The organism is Blastomonas sp. UPD001, from assembly GCF_003426715.1.
In the GTDB taxonomy this organism is placed as follows: domain Bacteria; phylum Pseudomonadota; class Alphaproteobacteria; order Sphingomonadales; family Sphingomonadaceae; genus Blastomonas.
In genome coordinates this window covers 2,020,672-2,044,509 of the sequence record NZ_QKVT01000001.1, presented here as the reverse complement: position 1 = coordinate 2,044,509, position 23,838 = coordinate 2,020,672, and the positions used below count along the sequence as shown (strand labels likewise).

The following is a 23,838-nucleotide window of genomic DNA, read 5'->3' as shown; positions in this document are numbered from 1 at the left end:
GATCAGTTCCCCTTGGGTGCGGTGGCCGGGCTGGCGGGCTGGGCGAACAGGCTGGCAGGCGCAGGAACGTTGGCGGTACCCGAGGCGATGATCGTCCGCTGCCGGTTATTGCCTTGCCCCGCCAGCCAGCTTTCGACCGACATCGGGAAATAGACGCCGGCGATCTTTTCATAGTCGCCGAATTCATATTCGAAGACCTGCGGCGCCCCGCGGATCTTGCGCGTCTCCACCATCTTCACCTCCAGCATCGTGTCGGGGTCGAGCAGATAGACGAACTCGTCGCCATCCTTTTCGGTGACCTTGAGCTTGTAGGTGTTGGTGCCGTCGAAATCCTCGCGGCCCAGATAGGTGACGGTCGACCCCTGCATGGCGGCCTTTTGCAGAGGCCCGCGGATCGATCCGGTATCGGCCATCGAGCGCGCCTCGTCGTCGCTCATCCGCTCGGCGTCCTTGCGCCCCTCGAACGGGTTAATGCGCCAGCCGGTCTTGCCGTCCCAGCCCTGCACCAGCGTGAGGCCCTGCAGGGCCATATCGACGCGGACGTCGCCCGCCTTGGTGCGGACCTCCTCATAGGTCAGCTGGAAATCGCCCGGGAAGATGACCATGCCGTCGAACTTGACCGACTCAATGGCATCCAGCGCAGCCGCGCCGCCACGAGCGGCAAGGTTCTGCGCCACCAGTTCGTCGGCAGACTGTGCCATCGCGGGTGCCCCGGCAGATAATAGCACACCCAGCAGCACGGCTGCGGACCGAAGCGATATCATATGGCGACTCCCCTGAAAGACGATGGCGCAGGTTATCAAGCTGTCTTGCGAAGACAACACACAAAGTCATCCGGGCAAAGCCGACAGGGAAAATTCATGCCACGCCCCCCGCCCGGCAACATGGCCGGACGGATCCCCGGACTGGTGCTCCACACGCCTGACGCCAGCGACATGCGGATTCCGCAAAACGGCGCGTGCGCGCGGTCGCCCGGCGGTTCGGGTCTGCGGCCTTCACGTCGCCTTTCGGCGTTGCTGCTTTTCGAGAATGGCGCGCTCGGCCTCGTCAACCGCTACCGAGTCCGCCAGGACGGCACCGCGCTGCCCCAGCGGGCGGTCGGGGCCGACCGTCGAATCGCGGAAGGTCTGCCGCTCGGTCTCGGCGTTGATTTCGGCGCCGATCAGCACCGCATAGGCCGAGAGGAACAGCCACATCAGAAAGATGACGATGGCCGCCAGCGATCCGTAGGTGGCGTTGTAGTCGCTCAGATTGGCCGCATAGAATCCAAAGCCCAGCGTGATGACTAGCCACAGGACGGTCGATGCGATCGAGCCCAACGACAGCCAGCGCCATTTGGCGGCACGCCGGTCCGGCGCATAGCGAAAGAAGATCGCGAAGGTCGCGCTGACCAGCATTGCTGCGACCGACCAGGTCAGCACCTGGATCAGCATCAGCGCCCCGGTTCCTAGAAACGGCGAGAGGAAGTTGCGGATATAGCCGAACAGCGAAATCGCGACCAGACCGACAATGGCGACCCCCGCCATGCCCAATGTGATGAGCGCAGCGACCGCAGTGGTCCGGAAGAATCCACGCGTCTCATGCTCTTCGTAGATGATGTTGAGCGCGCGCATGATCGCCGTCGCCGCGCGCATGGCGCCATAGGTCGACAGCAGCAGCGCCAGCACCAGCCCGAGCCCCTGTTGCGCGGCGCTGGTGGTCACGATCTGCAACAGCTGCTCGCGCAGGATGACGATGACCTCGGGTGGCACGACACCGACCAGCAGGTCGAGGCTGCTGGCGACCGTCGAAGGGTCGGCGATCAGCCCGTACAGCAGCACCACCACCGCGATCAGCGGCACGAACGCCAGAAACGCGAAAAACGCGACACCCGCTGCCAGCAGCGCCAGATTGTGGACGCCATCCATGATGTAGACGCGCTTGAAGATGGCCATCCAGGCGCTCCGTGGCATCTGCCAGGGCGCATCGGACTGCGCGCCGGGCACCTGTTCCGACAGCGCCCGGACCGTGTCCGGATCGGCATGGGCGGCCGCCGGCTGTTCGGCGGGGGAAGAGACCGTGTTCATTGCCCGCCCTTCTGGGCCGGCTGTTCGATGGGGCGCGCGCGCTCCATTTCCGCAGCGGCCCGATCCGCCTCACGCGCCGCCGCGAGCTGTGCGCGTGTCTCCGCCTCGATCTTGCGCGCCTCGGCCGACAGCGCGCGCGACTGCTGCTCGAACTTCTCGTCGAAACTCGGCTCGCGCTGACAGGCCGTGGCCAGCGTCAGGCAGGTAACTGCAGCAAGGATGAGGCGAGCGCGCATCAATAGTCCTTCCGATACTGCACGTTGACGTTCGAGCCGCCGAAACTGCCGACCTGGCTGAGCACCGACAAGGCCTTGCTCAGGCTGATCTCGATCTGCGTCGCGGTGAAGCCGCGCGTGTCGGTGATGATTTCGACATAGACGTCGTTCGAGATATACTGGCCGACGGCGAGCGACGTCCCGCGACCGGTCTCTTCATCGGCGCCCAGAATGCGCAGCCGGTCGACGCCCGATGCCGATTGCAGCACGCCCAGCGGGTTCAGCCCGCCGCTGCCGCCACGCAGGCTGTTGAGCGAGGCCGCCAGCTGCACCGCCTGGATCGGGGTCAGCTCGCCGATCGAATTGCCGAACAGGATGCGCGCCATCACCTCGTCCTGCGGCAGCGAAGGCGTCGACGAAAAGGCGATGTCCGGATTCTCGCCGGTACCTGACACGACGATGTTCACCGTCACGTCGCCCGCCTCGCCGCTCGCGCGCAGATTGATCGCAGGATTGGTCGCGCTGCCGCCGTTGAAACGCAGCCGCCCTTCTTCCAGGTCGAACGAGCGCCCGGCAAAGCCCAGCGTGCCGCGCACCAGATCGATCCCGCCGGTGATGCGCGGATTGCCCGTGGTGCCCGCAATCCGGATATCCGCCGCCCATTCCGAATCCAGCCCCATGCCCGAGACGAAGATCTGGTTGTCGGCAACCACCTTCACATCGAGCTTCCAGTTGCTGGGTACGCCCGATATCGGTTCGGGATCGCCCGTGATCCGGGCGCGGTCCAGCGCCGGCTTGCGCCGCACGCCGGTCAGCTTCGCGACCCGCGCCGAACCCTGGCGGACGATGCGATAGCGCGTTTCGGGAAGGCTGATCGTGCCCGAGATGACCGCGCCCTGCGCGGCGCTGTTGACGATGCGCAGCTGTCCGGTAGCGGTCGCCGCAAGATCGTTGCCCTGCGCGAGGCGTGCCCTGTCGAGGTCGAGCGCCAGCTGCACCGGGAAGCCCTGCGCCGAGCTCAGCGAGACAAAGCCCTCGCCGCGGATCGTGCCATCGCCGGCGCGCGCCGTCAGTTCCTCGACCTGGAGCCGGTCGCCGGTGAAGCTGCCGCGCAGCCGCATGTTGGTCAGCCGGGTGCCATATTGCTCGTTCTCGTAGGTCAGGCTGTTCGCCCGCACGATGCCGCGCAGCTGCGGCTGCTGGACACGTCCGGTGAAATCGGCCGCCACCCCGATCGCGCCGGTCAGGCTCTGGTCGGGCAAGGCCGCGAGCGAGAAGAGCGTGTCGGCAGGGCCGTTATAGCGCAGGCCTCCGCTCAATGGGGCAGCGAGCAGCCGCGTCGTCCAGCTCCCGGCGCCCGGCGGCAGCGGATTGAGCCTGACCTGCATCCGACCGATCACCGCGCCGCGCCGCCGGATGATCGCATTGGCCGAGCCGCCATCGGGCTGCAACTGTCCGACCACGCTCATGTCCACCGGCTGCGACACCGATGCCAGGCTGGTCCGGGTGAAGTCCTCGATCCGCAGCCGCGCGTCCGCCGAGGGGAAGCTGGTCGCGCTCGCCTGTGCAAAGTCGAGGCTGCCCGATGCGGTGCCGCCCAGGCCCAAGCCGGGCATGATCGGGTTGATCAGCGCCAGATCGACATCGCTCAATCGCGCCTCGACATTCATGCCCGCGCCATAGCTGCCGGCAAGCTGGATCGTGCCGCGCGACAGGTCGATCGTCGTGGGCATCAACCGGTATTGCGCGTTCTGCGGGATGATCCGGGCGGGGCTGCGCGTCTTGAAATCGATGCCGTTGGCGCGCCCATCGAGCGCGATCCGCCACAATTCGGGCTGCAATGCGGCGTTGGCAGCGACGCGGAACGGAAAGCCGTTGCGCCCTTCGGCCATGACCCGGGCGCTTCCCCGGCCGCCGCGATAGTCCACCTTGGCCCGCGCGGCGATGATCTGCAGCTGGTTCATGCGGGCACCTGCGATCTGCACGTCCGCGACGACCTGCGGGGTCTCGGCCAGGACCATGTCCGCCGAGACGATCGCGCGACCGATGGTCAGCCCGGCCCGGCCCGGCAGCCGCGCGTCGCGGGCATTGAGCGCCACGACCGCGCGCTGATAGGCGCCCGCGGCAGACAGGCTGACATTGCCGTTGATCCCCGCACCATCGGCGGCAAGATCGCCCGCAAAGGGTCCGGCGGCGGTCTGGCGGACGCGTCCGGTAATGCCAATGTCGGCAAAGCGGGTGCCGGGATTGACCGCGATCTCGAGCGGGCCCCGGCCGGTGAAGATATCGACATCGGCAGTGAACGGGCCGTAATCGGTGTCGCCCGATCCCTCGACCGCATAGCTTGCACCGTTGCCGCGCAGGGTCGCGACGACATTGGACATGCCGACGCCAAGCCCGGGCCGCGCCGCCCGGATGGTTGCGACCGGACGCGTCACCGTGCCGGTCACTGCGACGGCAAGCGGCCCGTACTGGTTCGAACTGCCGGAAGCGTTGAAGCGGATCTGGCCATCCGCGCCATAGGACCCGCTGCCCTGCGACAGGCGGAACGAGGGCGCCGCCACGCTGAGGCGCGAAATGCGGCCGATGCCGTCGCTGCCATAGCTGACATTGGCGTTGATCAGCGATTTGCCGCCGAGAAACTCGCGCAGGCCATCGTTGAAGATCTGGCTCGACCGCGCGCGGACGGTGCCCGCGAGGCGAAAGCCGCCATTGCCCGTCGTCTCGAGGTCGATATCGGTCGCGACGTTGAAGATGCCGACGCTTTCGACCCGATAGCCGTTGACGCGGCCGTTCAATGCGCCGGTGTACAGCCCGGTGTTGAGATCGGCGAGGAGAACGGCGGTCGCATCGATCCGGCTCGAGCGGATGCGCATATTGTCCGACATCAGCCGCGCGTTGGAATAGGCGAGGTCGCCGTCGAGCCGCACATTCTCGAGCAGCCCGCCGGCAGCCGCGTTCAGCCCCGCGATCCGGCTCGCACGCGCGCTCACCGGGATGATCCAGGCGTCGCGGTCGAGCCGCGCCGCGCCGCTGGCGCGCAATCCGAGGATCGCCATGTCGTTGAAGCCGAGCCTGGCTGCGTTGACCTCATAGGCGATGGTCGGTGAGGCAAATGCACCGTCGAGCGTGAGATTGGCCACGATCCCAGCGCCATTCAGGTTCTCGGCGATGGTACCCGGGCGCATCAGGCGGAAGCCGATGGCCAGATCGCGCATCCGGCTTGCGCCCAGATCGACCAGGCCCTTGGCGTCCAGCGCGAAATTGGGGTTTCCGACCCGCGCGGCGAGATCGAACCGGCGCTCGTTGGCGGTGGTCGTGATGTCGATCGCGGTCTCGGGTGCCAGCAGCGTTCCGGGCTGGCTCTTGAGCAGCAAGGCCGGACGCATCGTGCCGCGCGCGGCGAAGGTGCCGTTGCGGGCGGTCAGTGTGACGTCGCCGAGCGACTTGTTGCCCAGCGAGCCGCTGAGCGCGCCATTCCAGGCGGTCCAGTCGCCCTTGCCGCTGACGTCGACCCGCATCGGCTGGGCAATGCCGGTCAGGCCCGCGATCAGACCCTCCGCTGGCGCATCGAGCCGGAAGGTCAGGTCGAGCGTGTTGGTTTCGGGCACCGCGCGCAGATCGATGACCGCGCGTTCGCCGCCCGCAAATCCCGCGCCGGCGGTGGTGGCCGCGCGCGCGCTGACCACGGCGGTGCGGTCGGCAATATGAACCTTGCCGGTCAGCGAGGCACGGTGTCGCTGGCCTGTGACGGCGGCGTCGATATCGATCCGGCGCAGCTGCAGCTCGGCGATGTCGATGTCGAGATCGGGCAGCAGCGGCTCGTTGGTCGGCGGGGTTTCGTTGAACGCGGGCAGTCGCCGCAGGCGCAGCTGCGGTACGATCAGCGAGCGGATATCGACATGGCTGCCGATAAAGGCAAACGGCCGCCAGTCGACCTCGACCAGCGGCGAGGATGCGAACACGCCCTGCGGATCGCGCAGGCTGAGATCGCGAATGCGCATTTCGCCATAGAGCGATCCTTCGATCGCGCCGATGCCGATGCTCATCCCGTTCTCGAACTCGAAGCCCTCGATTTGCTTGGCGACGAAGCGCTTGCCGCTGCTGCTGTCCAGCCAGACATAGGCGATGGCAAACAATGCCAGGATCGTGCCGATCAGCACCGCAAGGCCGATCGCGATCCGGCGCGGCCAGGATGCGCGCGCCGGGCGCGCCACGGCCTGCTGCTCGTCCGGTATGGCGACGCTGTCTTCGGTGCCGGCCATCAGAACGCCTGCCCGATCGAGATATAGATCGCGACGCGCGATTCACCGGGGCGCCGTCCCAGCGGCGTGGCGACATCGAGCCGCATCGGGCCGAAATTGGTATAGAAGCGCCCGCCGATGCCGACGCCATAGCGGAGATCGTCGAAGCCGGGCGTCGAGCGGGTCGAGACTCAGCGGCGGCAAAACCACCCTCGCCGCGACCGGATCAAATTCACCGTTTACATCCGTAGTCGGATCGATTACACCCGTAGTCGTATCTCCTGCAACAAGGCGAAGGCGACTCGATGGCTCCCGAACGGATCAGTGATGCGGAACATGCGGTGATGGAGGTGCTGTGGCAGCGCGCGCCGCTCACCGCGACCGAGGTGGCCGACGCGCTGGCCGATGCGCGCGAATGGTCGTTGCAGACGGTCAAGACGCTGCTGTCGCGGCTCACCAACAAGGGCGCGGTGTCCTATGATCAGGACGGCCGCCGCTATCTCTACAGCCCGATTCTGGCGCGCGAGGACTATGTCGGCGATGAATCGCGGCGGTTGGTCGATCGGTTGTTCGGCGGCCGCGCTGCGCCGCTTATCGCGCATCTGGCAGAACAGCAGAAATTCACGGCGGAGGACCTGGCCGAGATCGAACGGCTGATCGGGGAGTTGAAGTCATGATCGGGGAATGGCTCGCATTTGAATCGCTCAGCGATTTCGCGCATGGCGTGGCCGGGCAATGGCTGGTCGACACATTGATCGTCACCGCCGCGCTGATGGCGCTGGTGCTGGTGCTGCGCCGCCCGGTGGCGAAGCATTTCGGCGCGGAACTCGCCTATGCGCTCTGGGCGATCCCGCTCGCGCGGCTGTTCATGCCGCCGCTCACCAAGACCATCGAAATCCCGGTCAGCGCGCCCGCTGCGCCTGACGTCATCGATGGCGGCACGGCGATCGTCCCGGCCGCGGTGGCCGCTGCCGCGCCTGCCGTCGACGCGATGCCCGAGCCCAGCCTGGTGCAGAGCCTGCTCGCCGATGCCGACTGGTTCGCGATTGGCGTGACGGTCTGGCTGTGCGGCGCGGCGATCTTCCTGATCGCGCAGCTTTCGGCCTATCTGCAGAACCGGCGCGAACTGCTCGAGGATGCGGTCGAGGTGACCCGCATCGACGATATCCGCGTGATCGAGATTGCGGGCATTTCCGGCCCATTCGCCTTCGGTCTGTGGCAGCGCTATATCGCGCTGCCGATCGGCTTCACCCGCGATTACAACCCGGTGGAGCGCGAACTGGCGCTGGCGCACGAGCGATCGCACCACCGCGCGGGCGATCTCTGGGCGAACTTCGCGGCGCTGGCGATGCTGTCGCTGCACTGGTTCAACCCCATCGCCTGGATGGCCTGGCGCGCCTTCCGCTTCGATCAGGAAGCGGCGTGCGATGCCCGCGTGCTGCGTCGCCGGACGATGGCTGAGCGCCAGGCCTATGCCCGCGCCATCGCCAAGGCAGCGACCGGCCAGACGCTTGCCTTTGCCAGCCCGCTCAACCCCAAGGAAAAGATTGTCGAAAGGCTGAAGATCATGAAGCAGTCGGAAGCGTCCAAGGGCCGCAAATGGCTCGGCGGTTCATTGATCGGCGGCGGTCTGGTCACCGCGATGGCGATGACCGCGACGGTGAGTTATGCCGTGCAGCCAGTGGCGCCGGAAGCTCCCGACGCGCCGCAAGCGCCGAGCGCTCCCGATGCGCCTGATGCACCGGAGGCTCCCGAAGCGCCTTCGGTCGAGGTCGATAACGGCGTCTATGTCTATACGCTGCGCCGCGATGACGGGAAGAAGGTGGTGCTGCGGCTCAACCGTCCGGCCCGTCAGAAGGAACTCGACCGGATGGCGGCGGATGCCGAGCGCTCGCGGGCCGATGCCGATCGCATGATTGCCGATGCGGATCGGGCGGTTGCCGATGCCGATCGTGCGGTAGCCGATGCCGGCCGGGCGGTCGCCGATGCCGAACGCGGCCGTGCCAACGCCTATGCGCATGCTTCTCGTGTGGTGGTCCGCAGCGGCAAGCCCGGCGACAATGTGATCGAACTGGGCGACGGCCACACGCTTCGCATCCAGACCAGCGATTGCGAGGGCAAGGCTAAATCCGCCGCGTTCATGACCCAGACCGAGACCCGCAATGGCCAGGTGACGCGCACCAAGGTCGTCACCTGCGGCCAGGTGATGCCCGACGAGGCGGAGATTGCCGCGCATATCGAACGCGGCATGATCGAGGGCCGCAAGTCGATGGAGCGCGCGCGCGCCGAAATCCGTCGCAACCCGCACCTGAGCAGCGAGGAACGCGCCGAGGCACTGCGCGACCTCGATGAGGGCCTGCGCGAGATGCGGCAGAGCCTGGCCGAAGCGCGCCGCGAACTGCGTCGCGACATGGCCGAAGCCCGGCGCGAGATGAGCCGCATTCCGGCGCCGCCCGAAGCGCCCGAGCCGCCCGCTCCTCCGGCGCGGACCTGGTGATCGCGAACGACGGAACGGCTGAGGGGGCTGCGCGGCAAATGTTGCGCAGCCCCTTTCGCTTGCGGGTGATCGGTGCCACCTAGGGCGCATGGAACTGCCCGCTGATCTGCCCACCGGCCTTGCCGAGCCGCTCGAACCGCTTGTCCGCCGCGTGCTCGCGGGCAATCCGTCGCCCTTCACCTATACCGGGACGCAGACCTATGTCGTCGGCGACGGCGCAGATGTCGCGGTGATCGATCCGGGTCCGGCGGACGAGGACCATATCGCGGCGATCCTGGCGACAGTGGGCGAGGCGCGCATCGCGGCAATCTTGTGCACGCACACGCACCGCGACCACAGCCCCGCTGCCGCGCCGCTCAAGGCGCGCACCGGGGCACCGGTCATCGGTTGCGCGCCGCTGATCCTCGCCGACGATGGCCCGCGCGCCGACGAGGCGTTCGACACGACCTACGCACCTGACCGGGTGCTCGCCGATGGCGAGCGCGTATCGGGCAGCGGCTGGACGATCGAGGCGGTGGCGACCCCCGGGCATACCAGCAACCATCTGTGCCTGGCGCTGGTCGAAAGCGGCGCATTGTTCACGGGCGATCATGTGATGGGCTGGTCCACCAGCGTCATCTCGCCCCCCGATGGCGACATGGCAGCCTATATGCAAAGCCTCGCCAAGCTGCAGGAACGATCGGACCGCATCTATTACCCGGCGCATGGCCCTGCGGTGGAAAATCCGGCGCAGCTGGTGCGCGGTATGATGGGCCATCGCAAGCAGCGCGAACGTCAGGTGCTGCGCCAGCTCGAAGCGGGTCCGCAGACCATCCCCGCGATGGTGCCGGCGATGTACAAGGGCATCGACACGCGGCTCTACGGTGCGGCGGGCCGGTCGGTGCTGGCGCATCTGATCGATCTGGAAAATCGCGGTGCCGTGGCCCGCGATGGCGAGCTGTGGCGGCTGGTCGCCGGCGCGCGCGAGACCGCAAACAGCGTTTCGTAAATCGCTGCTTCCGCGTTATGCTCCCGCCGGGTCCGGGGGGAGTCGAAACATGGCGATTACGGGCGTTCTGCGGCAACAATCGGCTCGGGCCGAACCCTTTTATGCTTGGTCGGCGACGATCATGGCGCTGCTCGTGGTCGCGGGCTTCAGCCTGCACCTAGCCATGGGGCGATCAACCTTCGCCGCGCGGCCGCTGGTGCACGTGCACGGCGTGGTGTTCATGGGCTGGGTGCTGCTGTTCACCGCCCAGGCCTGGCTGGCCGTCCAGGGGCCGCACAGCGCGCACCGGCTGCTCGGGCGGATCACTGCCGTCTGGGTGGTGCTGATGATGGCACTGGGGTTCTGGATCACCATCGACGTCGTCCAGCGCGGCATCACCCCGTTCTTCTTCCAGCCGCAGCATTTCCTGATCGCCAACCCGTTTAACCTCCTGATGTTCGGATGCCTGATCGTCGCGGCGTTGCGGCTGCGCCACCGGCGCGACTGGCATATGCGGCTGCAGCTCTGCGCCATCACCAGCCTGCTCAACCCCGGCCTGGGGCGGCTGTTGCCGATGCCCCTGCTGATCCCGTACGCCTGGGAAATCCCGCTGCTGGTCGCGCTGGTCTTTCCGATCGCGGGGATCGCTCGCGACTTGAGGCACGGCATCCGCTTTCATCCCGCCTATCTCTGGGGCATGGTCGCGATCGTGCTGCCGATCCCGGTGGTGAGCCTGATCGCGCCGACTGCGCTGGGCGATGCCATCTATGCGGCGGTCGTCGCCGGACATCCGGGCGAAGCCATTGCGGGTATGGCATTTCCGCCGCCGCCCCCCATGTAACGGCGCAGCAACAGCAATTGCCCTGTCGCCGCCCGCCGTCTAGGGAGGGGCCGGGGGCATGGGTGCCCCCTTGTTGAGGAACTGCCATGACTGCACAACCCCGCGAGAACCTTTCCGGCCTCGACCTGCGCGCCGAGATCGACCGGCTGCGCAAGGAAAAGAACGCGGTCATCCTGGCGCATTACTACCAGAAGCCCGAGATTCAGGATCTGGCTGATTTCGTCGGGGATTCGCTCGAGCTGTCGCGCATCGCGGCGGAGACCGATGCCGATGTCATCGCCTTTTGCGGCGTCAAGTTCATGGCCGAAACCGCGAAGATCCTCTCGCCGGACAAGATCGTGATCCTGCCCGACATGGACGCGGGCTGTTCGCTCGAGGACAGCTGCCCGCCGGACAAGTTCGCCGCCTTCCGCGCCGAGCACCCGGACCATATCGCGCTCACCTATATCAACTGCTCGGCGGCGGTGAAGGCGCTCAGCGACATCATCGTCACCTCGTCCTCGGCGGAGAAAATCCTGAGCCAGATCCCGGCCGACCAGAAGATCATCTTCGGCCCCGACAAGCATCTGGGCGGCTATCTCCAGCGCAAGCTGGGCCGCGAGATGCTGCTCTGGCCGGGCGTGTGCATCGTGCACGAGGCGTTCAGCGAGACCGAACTGCTCAAGCTCAAGGCGCAATATCCCGACGCGCCGGTCGCAGCGCACCCGGAATGCCCGGCGCATATCATCGACCATGCCGATATGGTCGGATCGACCAGCGCGATCCTGAAATTCGCCAAGGAAACGCCGAGCGAGGTGGTGATCGTCGCGACCGAACCGCACATCATCCACCAGATGGAAAAGGCGGTGCCCGAAAAGACGTTCATCGGCGCGCCGGGCGCGGACGGCAACTGCAACTGCAATATCTGCCCCTATATGGCGCTCAACACGATGGAAAAGCTCTATGTCGCGCTGCGCGATCTGGAGCCGCGCATCGAACTGGACGAGGCGCTGCGCCTCCAGGCGAAGAAGTCGCTCGACCGGATGCTCGAAATGGCGAGCAGCACGGTGGGGCAGGGCGATCTCGGTCGCCCCGATCTCGCGCACCAGGGCTAAGCAGCCCCAGCGCCGGCGCTATTTGTGCACCGCATTGCGCCCCGCCATCGCCGAATAGAAGGCGAAGGCGGGGGCCATGTCCTTTTCATAATCGCCGGTCGGGTGGATCACGGGGCCCAGCCCCGCGCGGCGGTTGCCATAATCCATGAAGCCGCAGACGATCGGCACGCCCGCGCCGAGCGCGATCCGGTAGAAGCCGGTGCGCCAGGCGTCGACGGACTTGCGCGTGCCTTCGGGCGCGATCGTCAGGATGAAGTCCTTGCGGGCGGCGAACTCGGTGATCATCTGCTGCACCATGTCGCCCGCCGCGCTGCGATCGACGGGCACGCCGCCCATCTGGCGCATGAAATTGCCGAACGGCCAGCGGAACAGCGAGGTCTTGGCCATGAAATGCGTCTGCAGACCGAGCTCGCGTGTCACGCCCATGTAATTGGGGAAATCCCAGTTGCTGGTATGCGGCACGGCGATGATGACATAGCGTCGCTCGGGCGGGGGCGTGCCGACCGCCGTGAAGCGGTGGCGGCGATAGATGAACATCAGCAGCGCATAGAGCGCGCGCGCCATCCAGCCGAGATGCGCGGTCGATGGCTCGCGCGAGCGCGCAGCCTGGCTTGCCTTGGTCATCCTACCCCCGGTCGCACCTTGCCCCATCCGGCGAGATAGCCGTAGCGGCAGGTGCCTATCGCCTAGTGACGCAAGCGCCGCGCGAGATCAACGGCACAGTTCGCGAAAATGGCGGGCGTCGATCCGCTGGAGCCGTTCTGCGATCTCGGTTAGCTTGCAGCCATGATGCGCGCACTGCCCCTGCCGTTTTCGGCCCTCCTGCTCTCGGCCCTGGTCGCGCTGACCGGCTGTGTCGGCGCATCCGGGCGCGCAGGCCTCACGAGCGACGCACCTGCCTTCGATGTCGCGCGCGCCTTTGTCGGGGCGAGTGCGGGCGAGGGACGGCTGAAGATCGCATTCCGCAGGACGCGCCCGGTGCATGTCGAAAGCAGCGGCCATCGGGCCGAAGACGGGACGATCGTGGTCGACCAGGTGATCACCGAGCCGGGCCGCAAGACCAGCACGCGCCAGTGGCGGCTGCGCGAGGTCGCACCGGGGCGCTATGCCGGCAGCCTGTCCGATGCCACAGGCCCGGTCGAGGGCGTGGTGCGCGGCAATTGCCTCGAGCTGCGCTTCCGCATGAAGGGCGATCTGACCGCGCGGCAATGGCTGTTCGCCATGCCCGATGGCCGCACGGTCCAGAACCGCATGTCGATCCGCAAATCGGGCATTCTGGTCGCCCGGATGCGCGAGACGATCACGCGCAGGGATTGATCGAAAAAAACTCGGCTCAACGGGAGTAGATATGTTGTACACAATATAATCGCTTCCTATCTATCCGTTACACACGGACAACAAGGAGCAGACCATGAGCACTCTCTACACCACGCGCGTCAACGCCTATGGCGGTCGCAGCGGCACCATCAAGAGCGAGGACGGCATTCTCGACCTCGCGCTCGCCATGCCGAAGGAGCTGGGCGGCAAGGGCGGCGCGACCAACCCCGAACAGCTGTTCGCCGCAGGCTATGCCGCCTGTTTCGAGAACGCCGTCATTCATGTCAGCCGCAACATGGCCGACAAGGTGAAGGACAGCGACATCGAGGTCGCGGCCGAGGTCAGCCTGCTGCCGACCGAACAGGGCGGCTTCCAGCTCGCGGTCGCGCTCGAGGTCGAGATCACCGGCGTCGACCAGGCGAAGGCCGAGGAAATCGTCCAGGCGGCGCACGCGGTCTGCCCCTATTCGAACGCGATCCGCGGCAATGTCGACGTCAAGATCAGCGTGTTCGCGCAATGACCGGCAAGGTGGCAGCGCCGGGCGATGATCCGCTTCTGCTCGATCGGCAGGTGTGCTTCCCGCTTTACGCTGCCACCAACCTGCTCAACCGGCTCTACGGCCCGGTGCTCAAGCCGCTGGGGCTCACCTACCCGCAATATCTGGTCATGCTGGTGCTGTGGGAAGAGGAGCCGCAAACAGTCGGGGCGCTGGGGGCGCGGCTCTATCTGGACAGCGGGACGTTGACCCCGCTGCTCAAGCGGATGGAGCAGGCCGGCCTGGTCAGCCGCACCCGCGATGCCGAGGACGAGCGGCGCGTGCTGATCGGCCTGACCGAGCGGGGCAGGGCGCTGCGCGCCGACGCGCTGCACGTGCCAGCGACGATCGCGGGCGGACGTTCTCCCGAGGGGCTCGACAAGCTTCGCGAGGGCGTGCGGCGGCTGGTGGCGATGCTCGCCGCGCCGGGCGGGGCCGGTTGACCGCGCTCAGCGCCGTTTCGCGAACGGCCAGTCGGTCACCCCGCCGACCCACAGCGCCCACCAGATGATCAGCGGTTGCAGCATCAGCCGCGGACCATGATAGGCCCAGGGCAGGCGGTTGCCGCCGATGGCGATGTCATTGATCGCATGGTTGAAATTGGCGGGCCACACGCACAAGGCATAAAGCGCGAGCCCGATGCCCGCCGCCCGGCGCAGCCGTGGGATCATCAGCCCGATCGCGCCCGCGATTTCCGCGACCCCGGTCCAGAACACCACCGCGTGCGGGCTGGGCACCCAATCGGGCGTGATCGCGACAAAGCCGCCGGGCGAGCGGATATGGATCACGCCCGCCGCGAAATAGATCAGCGCCAGCAGCCAGCGCAGACCGGTGCGGACGGGAGATGGCCGAGGCACGGGGCGTCTACCGCTTGCGGACGAACTCGGCGCGGAGCACCAGGCCCTTGATGCCGTCGAAGCGGCAGTCGATTTCCTGCGCGTCACCGGTCAGCCGGATCGACTTGATCAAGGTGCCGCGCTTGAGCGTCTGGCCCGCACCCTTGACCTTGAGGTCCTTGATCAGCGTGACCTGATCGCCATCGGCGAGCAAATTGCCCACGGCATCGCGGACCTCGATGCCCTCTTCGCCCGCCGCGGTGCCCGCTTCGCCGGGCGCGATCCATTCGCCGCTCGCCTCGTCATAGACATAGTCCTCGCCATCGGGTGTCGACATGGGCGCTCTTTCAGCTCTTCAGGGTAACGATGTTCAGCCCGCCGGGCTTGGTCGTCGGATTGGAGGCGTTCTGGGGCTTGGGCTTTTCGGCCTTGGGCTTGCGGACTTCGCGGTTCGATTTCTTCTGGCCCTTAGCCATGGTCTGTTCCTTGTCCAGGCGGGGCGCCCGGGTAGGAACCATAGACCGGATCGGCGCGCATTGCGCCCGAAATCGGTGGGTCAGCCGGATGCGACCGGTGCCGCTGTCTTTGCGGGCACGCGCTTCTTTCGCGCAGGCGCGGGCTTGTTGGCGCGGTGCTTCTTGGCCGCCTTGGGGATCGGCGCATCGGGGCCGTCGGGCTTGGGCTTGAAGCGGCACAGATCGGCCACCGGGCAGCGCCAGCATTCGGGCCGCCGCGCCTTGCAGATATAGCGGCCGTGCAGGATCAGCCAGTGATGACCGTGCACGCGGAACGGCCCCGGCGTGCCCTTGTCGAGCGCCTTTTCCACGTCGATCACGGTGCGACCGGGCGCGAGGCCGGTGCGGTTGCCGACGCGGAAGATATGCGTGTCGACCGCAAAGGTCTCCGCTCCGAACGCGGCATTGAGCACGACATTGGCGGTCTTGCGCCCGACGCCGGGCAATGCGGTCAGCGCATCGCGGTCTTGCGGAACCTCGCTGCCGTGCCGCTCGATCAGCGCCTCGGACAGCGCGATGACATTCTTGGCCTTGCTGTTGAACAGCCCGATCGTCTTGATGTGCGCCTTCAGCCCTTCCTCGCCCAGCGCGACCATCTGCTCGGGCGTCTTCACGATCTCGAACAGCGGGCGCGTCGCCTTGTTGACGCCGACATCGGTCGCTTGGGCGGAGAGGACTACCGCGACCAGCAGCTGGAAATGGTTGCCATATTCCAGCTCGGTGACCGGCGCGGGATTGGTCTCGGCGAGGCGGCGGTAGAATTCGAAAGTGTCGGCCTTGTTCATGCCGCGCCTTGTGCCAGAGCCAGGTCCACCGCGGCAAGGGCGTGCAGTTCGGTCGTGTCGAACAGTGGCACGGGGCTGTCCTCGTCGCGCACCAGCAGCATGATCTCGGTACAGCCGAGGATGATCGCCTGCGCGCCGGCCGCCGCCAGCCGCGCCATGACCGCGCGATAGGTAGCGCGCGACTCTTCGGTCACGATCCCGCGCACCAGTTCGTCATAGATGATCCGGTGGACGTCCTGCCGGTCCGCCGCTTCGGGGACGATCACCTCCAGCCCGTGCCGCTGCGCGAGGCGATCGCGCAGGAACGGCTGTTCCATGGTGAAGCCGGTGCCGAGCAGGCCGACGCGCGTCAGGCCTTGCGCGGCGATGGCGGACCCGACCGGGTCGGCAATGTGCAGCAGCGGAATGCCGATCGCCGCCTGCACCCCATCGGCCATGCGGTGCATCGTGTTGGTGCAGACGACCAGCAGCTCGGCGCCGCCGCGTTCGGCCTGGCGCGCGGCGGCAATCATCCGCTCCGTCAGCGCGTCCCACTCGCCCGCATGCTGCAGCGCCTCGATCTCGGCGAAATCGACCGAGACCATCACGCTCGCGGCGCTGTGCGTTCCGCCGAGCCGTTCGCGCACCGCCCGATTGATCAGCCGGTAGTAATGCGCCGAGCTTTCCCAGCTCATCCCGCCGAGCAGGCCGATGGTGCGCATCAGGGATTGGCGTTGGCGACAGGCGGTTTGCCCGCAGGGTGCTTCGCCTTCCACTCCATCGCCCTGCGCACGCGGCGCTCGACCGAAGGATGCGTGTAGAACAGCATTTCCTGCAGCGGATGCGGACGCGGATAGCGATATTCGGCGGTCTTGACGAGCGCGCCGGCCAGCGCGTCGGGCAGGTTCACCATCTGCAGCGAATAGGCATCGGCCTCGCTCTCGCCGATCCGGGTCAATGAATTGGTCACCGGCATCGCCAGCGTGCCCAGGATCGACAGCACCAGCATCAGCACCGGAAGCCCGCGCGGATCGGATATCTCGGTGGTCGGGCTGCCCAGCGCCCTCGCGAGGCGCGGATGCAGCCGATCGGCGAGGAAGAACAGCACGACGACGAGCACGCTCAGCACCCCGACCGAGCGCCAGACATGGCCGAGCACATAATGGCCGATCTCGTGCCCGGTCACCGCGCGCACCTCGTCGAGCGAGGCCTGTTTGAGCGCGACATCCGAGATGGCGATCCGCGCGGCGCTGCCGATGCCCGAGACGTTCGCGGTGAAATTGTTCGACTGGCGCGATCCGTCATAGATGAAGATCCGGTCTTCCGGGATATCGACCTGCTTCGCCATCTCGAGCACCGCATCGCGCACCGGGCCCTCGGGAATCGGCTGGTATCGGTTGAACAGCGGCTCGATCAGCGTCGGCGCGAGCAGCAGCATCACCGAAACGGCGGCGGCGGCAAAGCCCGCAGACCAGAGCCACCAGCGCCTGCCGGTGCGGCGCATCAGCGTATAGACGCCGAGCAGGAACAGGCTGCCCATCACGGTGCTGATCGTCATCGCGATCGCGCCCTGGCTCAGGAAATCGCCGAGCGGCTGGCTGGTCAGGCCATAGCTCTTCTCGTGCCACCAGTCCGAATAGATCGTCCAGGGCAGGCTGAGCAGGGTAGAGGCGACCGAGAAGCCCGCCACCGTCAGCACGGTCCGCAGCGCCCAGCCCCGCCGTTCGAGGCGCGCCCAGATGCGATCGGTAAGTTTCAAGCGGACGAGGATGACGGTAATGACCAGCGTGACGATCAGCCCGCCCAGGATCATCCATTCGCTCGATGCGGTATAGGCGGCGGACTTGGCCAACGCCTCTGCGCCCAGACCGTCGATATAGGCCTTGGTGGCTGCCTCGGGATGGAATGCCATGCTGCGCCCCGCTGTATTGGTTGAATAATACAGGCTTAGGCGGCGACGCGGCTGGCGTCAAGCCGATGAGGTCAGGCGAGCCCCAGCACCTGCGGCATGGTATAGCGCCCTGCCGGCTGGTTGTGCAGCCACAGGCACGCCTTGACCGCCCCGCGAGCGAACACCATCCGGCTTTCGGCGCGGTGGGTGAGCTCGATGCGTTCGTTGTCGCCCGCCAGGAACACGGTGTGATCCCCCGCCACCGATCCGCCGCGCAAGCTGGCAAAGCCGATCGCGCCGCGCGCCCGCGCGCCGGTCACGCCGTCGCGCCCGCGCTCGCTGTCGCGTGCCAGGTCGAGCCCGCGCGCGCGCGCCGCCGCCTCGCCGAGTAGCAGCGCGGTGCCCGATGGCGCGTCGACCTTGTGACGGTGGTGCATCTCGGCAATCTCGATGTCCCAGTCCTCGCCCAGCCGGCTTGCCGCCTCGTGCACCAGATGCGCAAGCAGGGTGACGCCGAGCGAGGTATTGCCCGTCTGCAGCACCGCGATGCTGTCCGCCGCGCTGTCGATCAGCCAGTGGTGGCGTTCCTCGAGCCCGGTGGTGCCGATGACGATAGGCACGTTCGCCGCGATGGCCGCGTCCAGGTTCGCCTCGAGCGCGGCGGGCACCGAGAAATCGACCAGCACGTCGCTCTCCTTCGCCAGCGCCAGCGGATCGCCGCCCTTGTCGATCCCGCCCGACACGCTCGCGCCTGCCTCGACAATCGCGCTTTCCAGCGCTTGGCCCATGCGGCCCGCAAGCCCGATAATCCCGATCCGCGTCATCCGTCTTCCCTCAGACTGTAATTCGCCCGGCCAATGCCCTATTGCCTGGCTCATGGCAAAGATTCCCAGCATCGTCATCCTCACCGGCGCCGGCGTCAGCGCGGAAAGCGGCATCGATACCTTCCGTGCCGAAGGCGGTCTGTGGGAGCAGCACCGGGTGGAGGATGTCGCAACGCCCGAGGCGTTCGCGCGCGATCCCGATCTGGTGCTGCGCTTCTACGACATGCGCCGCGCCGCGATCCAGACCAAGCAGCCCAATGCCGCGCACGAGGCGCTGGCCCGGCTCGACCGCGAATGGCCGGGCGAGCTGCTGATCATCACCCAGAATGTCGACGACCTGCACGAACGCGCCGGCGCGAGCCGGCTGCTGCACATGCACGGCACGCATCTCACCGCCTGGTGCCTCGCCTGCGACGCGCGGCCCGAATGGCGCGAGCCTTTGATCGACCGGCCCGCCTGTCCCGAATGCGGCGTGGCCGGCCAGCTGCGCCCCGACATCGTCTGGTTCGGCGAGATGCCGTACGAGATGGAGCGGATCTACGAAGCGGTGGGCGCGTGCGACCTGTTCGTCTCGATCGGTACCTCGGGCGCGGTCTATCCCGCCGCCGGCCTCGTGCGCGAGGCGCGGGCCCGGGGGGCGATGACGCTCGAGCTCAATCTGGAGCCGAGCCAGGGCAGCTATTTCTTCCACGAATCGCGCCACGGCCCGGCGACGAAGCTGGTGCCCGAATGGGTCGGCGAGATGCTGGGGCAGTGATGAAGCGCCCATAGCCCTCCACCTCGATATGGGGCGAACGTCCTCAATGACCGCGCAAATGCCGAACCAACCCTCGTCATTCCCGCGAAAGCGGGAATCCCGCTCGGGTCGTCGGCGCTATAGCGGGATTCCCGCGTTCGCGGGAATGACGAAATTGCGGGGCTGGTGCCGCTTCAGCTTTCCAGCTGCTGCAGCAGCGCGCGGACGTCGCCGTCCATATCGGCATCGCGGGTGCGCAGGTCCTCGATGAGGCGAACGGCGTGGATCACCGTCGAATGGTCGCGTCCGCCGAACTTGCGGCCGATCTCGGGGTACGAGCGCGGGGTCAACACCTTGGCGAGATACATCGCCACCTGGCGCGGGCGCACCACGGCGCGGGCGCGGCGCTTGGACGACATCTCTGCGCGATCGACCTTGTAGAACTGGCAGACCGCGCGCTGGATCTCGTCGATGGTAATGCGGCGGCGGTTGGCGCTGAGCAAGTCGGAGAGCTGCTCCTCGGCCAGTGCCAGCGTCACCTTCTGCCCGGTGATCTGGGCATAGGCCATCAGCTTGTTGAGCCCGCCGACCAGCTCGCGGACATTGCGGCTGATCGTGCGCGCGAGAAACTCGGTCACCTCTTCAGGGACATCGCCCATCCGCATCTGCTCGACCCGGGCGCGCAGGATCGCGCGGCGCAGCTCGATATCGGCGGGCTGGATATCGGCGACCAGGCCCATGGCGAGCCGCGAGAGCAGCCGCTGGTCGACCCCGTCCAGGGCCTGGGGCGCACGGTCCGAGGTGACGACGAGCCGCTTGCCCGCGCCCAGGATCGCGTCGATCGTGTGGAGGAATTCCTCCTGGGTGGAATTCTTGCCGATGATGAACTGGATGTCGTCGACCAGCAGCATGTCGAAGCTGCGCAGCCGCGCCTTGAACGCCATCGAATCGCCGCGCTGGATGGCGCTGACGAAATCGTTCATGAACTTTTCCGCCGGGCAGTAGCAGATGCGCGCCTGCGGATTGGCCTCGGCATAGGCATTGCCGATTGCATGGAGCAGATGCGTCTTGCCCTGGCCGGTGGCGGCCTTGAGATAGAGCGGGCTGAACAGCGGCTTTTCCGCCGCGGCCATGCGCTGCGCGGCGTTGAACGCGAGCACGTTCGACTGGCCGGTGATGAAGCCCGAGAAGAGCTGCGAGGGATCGAGCGCGATGCGGTTGCCGCTTTCGGCAGCGCGCGGGGCAGCCGCGATCGGGGCCACCGGCGCGGGCATGCGCGGACGGGCGATCTCGGCCTCGCGCGGGGCGGCGGCGATGGCGACGCTGCGCACTTCGGGGCGGACGATCTTCCACGCCAGCGCGAGCCGGTCGGCAAAGCGCTCACGCACCCAGTTGGCGGAAAATTCGGACGGCAGGTGCAGGTGCAGCTGGCCGGAGGCGGGCTCGAAGCTGCCGGGGCGAATGGGGCGGATCCACTGGGTGTGGATCTGAGCGCCCAGATCCTTGCGTAGACCTTCGCTGATCTCGTTCCAGTCGGCCGCCCAATCTGCTGCGCCGCTCGAATCGCTGAGTTCGATCATGCCTGAATGCCACTTCTTGTATCTTGGTCATTGCTGACAATGGGTCCGGCGGACCAATCGGACCAGCCGGATAGGACGGACGTGCGGCGGGCAACCCTTGACTTCGGTTGCACCCTGCGCCGCTGCTTTTAGCTAGATCGACATACCTCGACCCGGGTCTGGCCTGCGCAAGCCGCTATCGCTTGCGCGCCATCGGGTACGTCCGTGCAGGCGCGAGGTATCATCAACGGGCAAAGCCCGGTCCATCCCAATAAGTGGCAATCCGACCCAGTTACGCAAAACCTGCTACCTCCCCCTCGCTCGCATCGCACCGGGGCCTATCCCCGCTGCGATCATCATCCCGCATGCCGCCCAACCCCTTGGTCAGCGCGGGGAACCACCCCAATTCTGGGGCACAAAGACCATCCACCGAAAAACACATGGGTCTTTCGATCAATGTATCCGTCAGTTTGTGCAGTGGAGAGGAGGGCTGAACGCTCGCCTCTCGAGCTTGGTGTAGCGGCGAGCAAACGAGTCGAGCAAGAGCCGCCGGGTAAAAAAAATGAAATAATGCCGCTTGACTCGGTTAACACGAGGATATTGCTGGATTCACATTGTTTATAATGGGAATTCAATAGCTTAGACCAGCGCGTGTTACCTCGGGCCGGGCGAATCGCGGAAAAAGCTGGGCTTGGCAAAGCGCCTGTGTGACGGTGCCATTACCGTGATGTGACACCGGTTGCGCGATGTTACAAAAGCTTGTCCGACCGCGCCGCGCCAAGCCCCTGTGCGATGGGCACGAAAAATCCGCCAGACCGGAGACCGGTCGGCGGATCGTGCTTCGTTGCCGAAAGGGGATGGGGCGCCAGGCCCCGATCCGAATCAGGCCAGCGCGGCGAGGCGCTTGGTCAGGCGTGAGAACTTGCGCGCGGCAGTGTTCTTGTGCAGCACGCCCTTGGCGACGCCGCGGGCCAGCTCGGGCTGGGCGCTGGCGAGCGCTGCCTGGGCGGCTTCCTTGTCACCGGCGTCGAGCGCCGATTCGACCTTCTTGACGAAGGTGCGGATGCGACCGATGCGGTTGCCGTTGACGACGGCACGACGCTCGTTCCGGCGGATGCGCTTCTTGGCTTGCGGCGTATTGGCCATAGTTTCTCACACGTCTTTCAATAGGCGATCACGGCTGATCGGCGGATTTCGGGTAAAGCAGATTGGCCGCCCGGTGGCGGTGCCAGCGCTTTGAAGCCGCTGCCGTTAGCGATTCTCATGGCCCACGTCAACGTCTCAATGCCGCGCGCCGGTGGCAGACTGGCTATTTCTGGCATCTGCGGCACCAGAACGTCGACCGGCCCGATTGCACCACGCGCTCGACCGTGCCGCTGCACGGGCAGGCCTCGCCCTCGCGTCCGTACACCCGCCATTGCTTGGCGAAATAGCCCAGCTGCCCATCGGGCCGGGCATAATCGCGCAGCGTCGATCCACCCGCCAGGATCGCATCGGCCAGCACCGCCTTGATCGCGGCGACCAGCGGCTTGAGCTTGGCGGGGCCGATCTGCCCTGCGGCGCGCAAGGGCGAGATTCGCGCCATGTTGAGCGCCTCGCAGACATAGATGTTGCCGAGGCCCGCGACGATTCGCTGGTCGAGCAGCATCGCCTTGATCGGGGAAGCGCGACCGGCCAGGCGTTCGCGCAAATAGGCGGGGGTGAATTCGTCGCCTAGCGGTTCCGGACCCATCGCGGCGAAGGAGGGGAAGCTCGCCAGTGCATCGGTGGTCACCAGGTCGACCGAGCCGAAGCGGCGCGGATCGAACAGCGACAACCGGTGGCCCGATTCGGTCTGCAGCACCAGATGATCGTGCGTGCCGATCTCGTCGGGATCAATTCGCCAGCGCCCCGACATGCCGAGGTGGAACACCATCGAATCGCCCCGGTCGGTGCCGAGCAGCCCGTATTTGGCGCGGCGGCCGAGCGAGATGATCCTGGCCCCCGTCATCCGCTGGCCCAGATCGACCGGAAAGGCGCGGCGCAGGTCCGCGCGGCGCGCGACGACGCTGGTCAGCCGCACGTCCTGCAGCACGGCGGCAAGCCCGCGCACGGTGGTTTCGACTTCGGGAAGCTCTGGCATGAAAAGGTCCGTTATCAGGCTTTGCGCTGGACACAAACATGCTTACATGGCGGCCATGACCGAGACAGTGCCCTTTGGCTATCAGGATATCGACCCGGCGGAAAAGCAGGGTCGGGTTGGCGGCATCTTTTCGAACGTCGCGGCCAAGTACGACATCATGAACGATGCGATGTCGGGGGGCATGCATCGTCTCTGGAAGGACCGCTTCGTGCGCCGGGTCAAGCCGCGCGCCGGCGAGGACATTCTCGACATGGCGGGCGGCACGGGCGACATCGCGTTTCGCATGGTCAAGTCGGGCGCGAACGTCACCGTTGCGGACATCAATCAGGACATGCTCGATGTCGGCATCGAGCGCGCGGTCGCGCGCGGCGAGGACCGGCTGGTCTGGTCGTGCCAGGATGCCGAGAATCTCAAATTCCCCGATCGCAGCTTCCACGCCTACACGATCGCCTTCGGCATCCGCAACGTCACCTATATCGACAAGGCACTGGCCGAGGCGCACCGCGTGCTGCGCTATGGCGGGCGCTTCTTCTGCCTCGAGTTCGCAACCACCGAATGGCCGGTGTTCGGCGAGGTCTACGACGCCTATTCGCACCATCTGATGCCGCGCCTGGGCCAGATGATCGCGGGCGATGCCGACAGCTATCGCTATCTCGCCGAATCGATCCGCCGCTTCCCCAAGCCGCCGGTGTTCGAACAGATGATCAAGGATGCCGGGTTCACCGCGACCAGGGTCGAGCCGATCCTGGGTGGCGCGGTCAACATCCATAGCGGCTGGAAGGCGTGATGGGGGTAGGGCCGGCGGGACGGCGGGG

At 66.6% G+C, this 23,838-nt stretch carries 25 protein-coding genes and 1 pseudogene; 10 read left to right on the top strand and 16 right to left on the bottom strand.

From position 1 onward, the window contains the following. Positions 1 to 2: 2 nt before the first annotated feature. The 5 genes and pseudogenes from DM995_RS10365 to DM995_RS10345 all read right to left on the bottom strand — a co-directional run. Positions 3 to 701 carry a LolA-like protein gene (locus DM995_RS10365; RefSeq protein WP_116969374.1) on the bottom strand — a complete coding sequence of 233 codons (699 nt, stop codon included), beginning with the start codon at positions 699 to 701 and terminating at the stop codon, positions 3 to 5. 294 nt (positions 702 to 995) lie between these two features. Further along, on the bottom strand, positions 996 to 2,066 hold the full coding sequence (locus DM995_RS10360) for a YihY/virulence factor BrkB family protein (RefSeq protein ID WP_116969373.1): 1,071 nt from the start codon (positions 2,064 to 2,066) through the stop codon (positions 996 to 998). Further along, on the bottom strand, positions 2,063 to 2,302 hold the full coding sequence (locus tag DM995_RS10355) for a hypothetical protein (protein WP_116969372.1): 240 nt from the start codon (positions 2,300 to 2,302) through the stop codon (positions 2,063 to 2,065). Before DM995_RS10355 ends, DM995_RS10360 begins: the two co-directional genes overlap by 4 nt. Beyond that, the gene (locus tag DM995_RS10350; protein ID WP_116969371.1) at positions 2,302 to 6,546 is read right to left on the bottom strand and encodes a translocation/assembly module TamB domain-containing protein; all 4,245 of its coding nucleotides are present in this window, start codon (positions 6,544 to 6,546) and stop codon (positions 2,302 to 2,304) included. Before DM995_RS10350 ends, DM995_RS10355 begins: the two co-directional genes overlap by 1 nt. Continuing rightward, positions 6,546 to 6,698: pseudogene (locus DM995_RS10345) on the bottom strand (BamA/TamA family outer membrane protein); the annotation flags it as partial. The gene DM995_RS10350 and the pseudogene DM995_RS10345, both read right to left, overlap by 1 nt. Positions 6,699 to 6,830: 132 nt before the next feature. Between DM995_RS10345 and DM995_RS10340 the strand changes: the two are divergent. From DM995_RS10340 to nadA, 5 genes are all read left to right on the top strand, one after another. Further along, positions 6,831 to 7,202, top strand: a complete 372-nt coding sequence (locus DM995_RS10340) for a BlaI/MecI/CopY family transcriptional regulator (protein WP_060979086.1) — start codon at positions 6,831 to 6,833, stop codon at positions 7,200 to 7,202. Then, complete coding sequence (locus DM995_RS10335) at positions 7,199 to 9,022, top strand: M56 family metallopeptidase (RefSeq protein ID WP_116969369.1); 1,824 nt, start codon at positions 7,199 to 7,201, stop codon at positions 9,020 to 9,022. The genes DM995_RS10340 and DM995_RS10335 overlap by 4 nt, the downstream gene beginning before the upstream one ends. Positions 9,023 to 9,110: 88 nt before the next feature. Beyond that, positions 9,111 to 10,010 carry an MBL fold metallo-hydrolase gene (locus DM995_RS10330; RefSeq protein ID WP_116969368.1) on the top strand — a complete coding sequence of 300 codons (900 nt, stop codon included), beginning with the start codon at positions 9,111 to 9,113 and terminating at the stop codon, positions 10,008 to 10,010. Positions 10,011 to 10,059: 49 nt separating this feature from the next. Then, the gene (locus DM995_RS10325; RefSeq protein ID WP_116969367.1) at positions 10,060 to 10,830 is read left to right on the top strand and encodes a hypothetical protein; all 771 of its coding nucleotides are present in this window, start codon (positions 10,060 to 10,062) and stop codon (positions 10,828 to 10,830) included. Between the two features lie 86 nt (positions 10,831 to 10,916). Continuing rightward, the gene (gene nadA, locus DM995_RS10320; protein WP_116969366.1) at positions 10,917 to 11,924 is read left to right on the top strand and encodes a quinolinate synthase NadA; all 1,008 of its coding nucleotides are present in this window, start codon (positions 10,917 to 10,919) and stop codon (positions 11,922 to 11,924) included. A gap of 18 nt (positions 11,925 to 11,942) precedes the next feature. Here the strand turns inward: nadA and DM995_RS10315 are convergent, their stop codons facing one another. Further along, the gene (locus DM995_RS10315) at positions 11,943 to 12,548 is read right to left on the bottom strand and encodes a lysophospholipid acyltransferase family protein (protein WP_116969365.1); all 606 of its coding nucleotides are present in this window, start codon (positions 12,546 to 12,548) and stop codon (positions 11,943 to 11,945) included. Between the two features lie 165 nt (positions 12,549 to 12,713). On the opposite strand from DM995_RS10315, the gene DM995_RS10310 reads away from it, so the two are divergent. The 3 genes from DM995_RS10310 (at position 12,714) to DM995_RS10300 (ending at position 14,219) form a co-directional block, all read left to right on the top strand. Beyond that, positions 12,714 to 13,241 carry a DUF3833 family protein gene (locus tag DM995_RS10310; protein ID WP_157973159.1) on the top strand — a complete coding sequence of 176 codons (528 nt, stop codon included), beginning with the start codon at positions 12,714 to 12,716 and terminating at the stop codon, positions 13,239 to 13,241. A 94-nt stretch (positions 13,242 to 13,335) separates the two neighbouring features. Continuing rightward, on the top strand, positions 13,336 to 13,761 hold the full coding sequence (locus DM995_RS10305; protein WP_031318844.1) for an organic hydroperoxide resistance protein: 426 nt from the start codon (positions 13,336 to 13,338) through the stop codon (positions 13,759 to 13,761). Continuing rightward, the gene (locus DM995_RS10300) at positions 13,758 to 14,219 is read left to right on the top strand and encodes a MarR family winged helix-turn-helix transcriptional regulator (RefSeq protein WP_116969363.1); all 462 of its coding nucleotides are present in this window, start codon (positions 13,758 to 13,760) and stop codon (positions 14,217 to 14,219) included. Before DM995_RS10305 ends, DM995_RS10300 begins: the two co-directional genes overlap by 4 nt. A gap of 6 nt (positions 14,220 to 14,225) precedes the next feature. Here the strand turns inward: DM995_RS10300 and DM995_RS10295 are convergent, their stop codons facing one another. The 7 genes from DM995_RS10295 to dapB form a co-directional block, all read right to left on the bottom strand. Next, positions 14,226 to 14,633, bottom strand: coding sequence for a DoxX family protein (locus tag DM995_RS10295; protein ID WP_198669320.1), 408 nt, complete (start codon positions 14,631 to 14,633; stop codon positions 14,226 to 14,228). A gap of 7 nt (positions 14,634 to 14,640) precedes the next feature. Then, complete coding sequence (locus DM995_RS10290; RefSeq protein ID WP_116969362.1) at positions 14,641 to 14,949, bottom strand: alkylphosphonate utilization protein; 309 nt, start codon at positions 14,947 to 14,949, stop codon at positions 14,641 to 14,643. A 10-nt stretch (positions 14,950 to 14,959) separates the two neighbouring features. Next, positions 14,960 to 15,088 (bottom strand): hypothetical protein, encoded by a 129-nt coding sequence (locus DM995_RS22645; RefSeq protein ID WP_286164944.1) that lies wholly within the window; start codon positions 15,086 to 15,088, stop codon positions 14,960 to 14,962. An 80-nt stretch (positions 15,089 to 15,168) separates the two neighbouring features. Further along, the gene (gene nth, locus DM995_RS10285) at positions 15,169 to 15,912 is read right to left on the bottom strand and encodes an endonuclease III (RefSeq protein ID WP_116969361.1); all 744 of its coding nucleotides are present in this window, start codon (positions 15,910 to 15,912) and stop codon (positions 15,169 to 15,171) included. Further along, a complete protein-coding gene (locus tag DM995_RS10280) occupies positions 15,909 to 16,613 on the bottom strand; it encodes an aspartate/glutamate racemase family protein (protein WP_116969360.1) in 705 nt (234 codons plus the stop codon). Before DM995_RS10280 ends, nth begins: the two co-directional genes overlap by 4 nt. After that, positions 16,613 to 17,803, bottom strand: coding sequence for a M48 family metallopeptidase (locus DM995_RS10275; protein WP_116969359.1), 1,191 nt, complete (start codon positions 17,801 to 17,803; stop codon positions 16,613 to 16,615). The genes DM995_RS10280 and DM995_RS10275 overlap by 1 nt, the downstream gene beginning before the upstream one ends. Positions 17,804 to 17,874: 71 nt before the next feature. After that, positions 17,875 to 18,606, bottom strand: a complete 732-nt coding sequence (dapB, locus tag DM995_RS10270) for a 4-hydroxy-tetrahydrodipicolinate reductase (RefSeq protein WP_116969358.1) — start codon at positions 18,604 to 18,606, stop codon at positions 17,875 to 17,877. A gap of 52 nt (positions 18,607 to 18,658) precedes the next feature. Here dapB and DM995_RS10265 point away from each other — a divergent pair, with 52 nt between their 5' ends. Next, the gene (locus DM995_RS10265; protein WP_116969357.1) at positions 18,659 to 19,363 is read left to right on the top strand and encodes an NAD-dependent deacylase; all 705 of its coding nucleotides are present in this window, start codon (positions 18,659 to 18,661) and stop codon (positions 19,361 to 19,363) included. A 173-nt stretch (positions 19,364 to 19,536) separates the two neighbouring features. Here DM995_RS10265 and dnaA read toward each other — a convergent pair whose 3' ends face one another. The 3 genes from dnaA to mutM all read right to left on the bottom strand — a co-directional run bounded on the left by dnaA (position 19,537) and on the right by mutM (position 23,023). Next, a complete protein-coding gene (gene dnaA, locus DM995_RS10260) occupies positions 19,537 to 20,922 on the bottom strand; it encodes a chromosomal replication initiator protein DnaA (protein WP_023839754.1) in 1,386 nt (461 codons plus the stop codon). Between the two features lie 861 nt (positions 20,923 to 21,783). Beyond that, positions 21,784 to 22,047: a 30S ribosomal protein S20 gene (rpsT, locus tag DM995_RS10255; protein WP_023839753.1), complete on the bottom strand. Its 264-nt coding sequence runs from the start codon at positions 22,045 to 22,047 to the stop codon at positions 21,784 to 21,786. A gap of 163 nt (positions 22,048 to 22,210) precedes the next feature. Continuing rightward, the gene (gene mutM, locus DM995_RS10250) at positions 22,211 to 23,023 is read right to left on the bottom strand and encodes a bifunctional DNA-formamidopyrimidine glycosylase/DNA-(apurinic or apyrimidinic site) lyase (protein ID WP_116969356.1); all 813 of its coding nucleotides are present in this window, start codon (positions 23,021 to 23,023) and stop codon (positions 22,211 to 22,213) included. Between the two features lie 55 nt (positions 23,024 to 23,078). Between mutM and DM995_RS10245 the strand changes: the two genes are divergently transcribed. Next, positions 23,079 to 23,810, top strand: coding sequence for a class I SAM-dependent methyltransferase (locus DM995_RS10245; RefSeq protein WP_116970415.1), 732 nt, complete (start codon positions 23,079 to 23,081; stop codon positions 23,808 to 23,810). Positions 23,811 to 23,838: the final 28 nt, after the last annotated feature.

Bases quoted from the DNA above. Each gene is read 5' to 3' on its own strand.
- DM995_RS10365 (WP_116969374.1), bottom strand. From the start codon at position 701: ATGGCACAGTCTGCCGACGAACTGGTGGCGCAGAACCTTGCCGCTCGT.
- DM995_RS10360 (WP_116969373.1), bottom strand. From the start codon at position 2,066: ATGAACACGGTCTCTTCCCCCGCCGAACAGCCGGCGGCCGCCCATGCC.
- DM995_RS10355 (WP_116969372.1), bottom strand. From the start codon at position 2,302: ATGCGCGCTCGCCTCATCCTTGCTGCAGTTACCTGCCTGACGCTGGCC.
- DM995_RS10350 (WP_116969371.1), bottom strand. From the start codon at position 6,546: ATGGCCGGCACCGAAGACAGCGTCGCCATACCGGACGAGCAGCAGGCC.
- DM995_RS10340 (WP_060979086.1), top strand. From the start codon at position 6,831: ATGGCTCCCGAACGGATCAGTGATGCGGAACATGCGGTGATGGAGGTG.
- DM995_RS10335 (WP_116969369.1), top strand. From the start codon at position 7,199: ATGATCGGGGAATGGCTCGCATTTGAATCGCTCAGCGATTTCGCGCAT.
- DM995_RS10330 (WP_116969368.1), top strand. From the start codon at position 9,111: ATGGAACTGCCCGCTGATCTGCCCACCGGCCTTGCCGAGCCGCTCGAA.
- DM995_RS10325 (WP_116969367.1), top strand. From the start codon at position 10,060: ATGGCGATTACGGGCGTTCTGCGGCAACAATCGGCTCGGGCCGAACCC.
- nadA (WP_116969366.1), top strand. From the start codon at position 10,917: ATGACTGCACAACCCCGCGAGAACCTTTCCGGCCTCGACCTGCGCGCC.
- DM995_RS10315 (WP_116969365.1), bottom strand. From the start codon at position 12,548: ATGACCAAGGCAAGCCAGGCTGCGCGCTCGCGCGAGCCATCGACCGCG.
- DM995_RS10310 (WP_157973159.1), top strand. From the start codon at position 12,714: ATGCGCGCACTGCCCCTGCCGTTTTCGGCCCTCCTGCTCTCGGCCCTG.
- DM995_RS10305 (WP_031318844.1), top strand. From the start codon at position 13,336: ATGAGCACTCTCTACACCACGCGCGTCAACGCCTATGGCGGTCGCAGC.
- DM995_RS10300 (WP_116969363.1), top strand. From the start codon at position 13,758: ATGACCGGCAAGGTGGCAGCGCCGGGCGATGATCCGCTTCTGCTCGAT.
- DM995_RS10290 (WP_116969362.1), bottom strand. From the start codon at position 14,949: ATGTCGACACCCGATGGCGAGGACTATGTCTATGACGAGGCGAGCGGC.
- DM995_RS22645 (WP_286164944.1), bottom strand. From the start codon at position 15,088: ATGGCTAAGGGCCAGAAGAAATCGAACCGCGAAGTCCGCAAGCCCAAG.
- nth (WP_116969361.1), bottom strand. From the start codon at position 15,912: ATGAACAAGGCCGACACTTTCGAATTCTACCGCCGCCTCGCCGAGACC.
- DM995_RS10280 (WP_116969360.1), bottom strand. From the start codon at position 16,613: ATGCGCACCATCGGCCTGCTCGGCGGGATGAGCTGGGAAAGCTCGGCG.
- DM995_RS10275 (WP_116969359.1), bottom strand. From the start codon at position 17,803: ATGGCATTCCATCCCGAGGCAGCCACCAAGGCCTATATCGACGGTCTG.
- dapB (WP_116969358.1), bottom strand. From the start codon at position 18,606: ATGACGCGGATCGGGATTATCGGGCTTGCGGGCCGCATGGGCCAAGCG.
- DM995_RS10265 (WP_116969357.1), top strand. From the start codon at position 18,659: ATGGCAAAGATTCCCAGCATCGTCATCCTCACCGGCGCCGGCGTCAGC.
- dnaA (WP_023839754.1), bottom strand. From the start codon at position 20,922: ATGATCGAACTCAGCGATTCGAGCGGCGCAGCAGATTGGGCGGCCGAC.
- rpsT (WP_023839753.1), bottom strand. From the start codon at position 22,047: ATGGCCAATACGCCGCAAGCCAAGAAGCGCATCCGCCGGAACGAGCGT.
- mutM (WP_116969356.1), bottom strand. From the start codon at position 23,023: ATGCCAGAGCTTCCCGAAGTCGAAACCACCGTGCGCGGGCTTGCCGCC.
- DM995_RS10245 (WP_116970415.1), top strand. From the start codon at position 23,079: ATGACCGAGACAGTGCCCTTTGGCTATCAGGATATCGACCCGGCGGAA.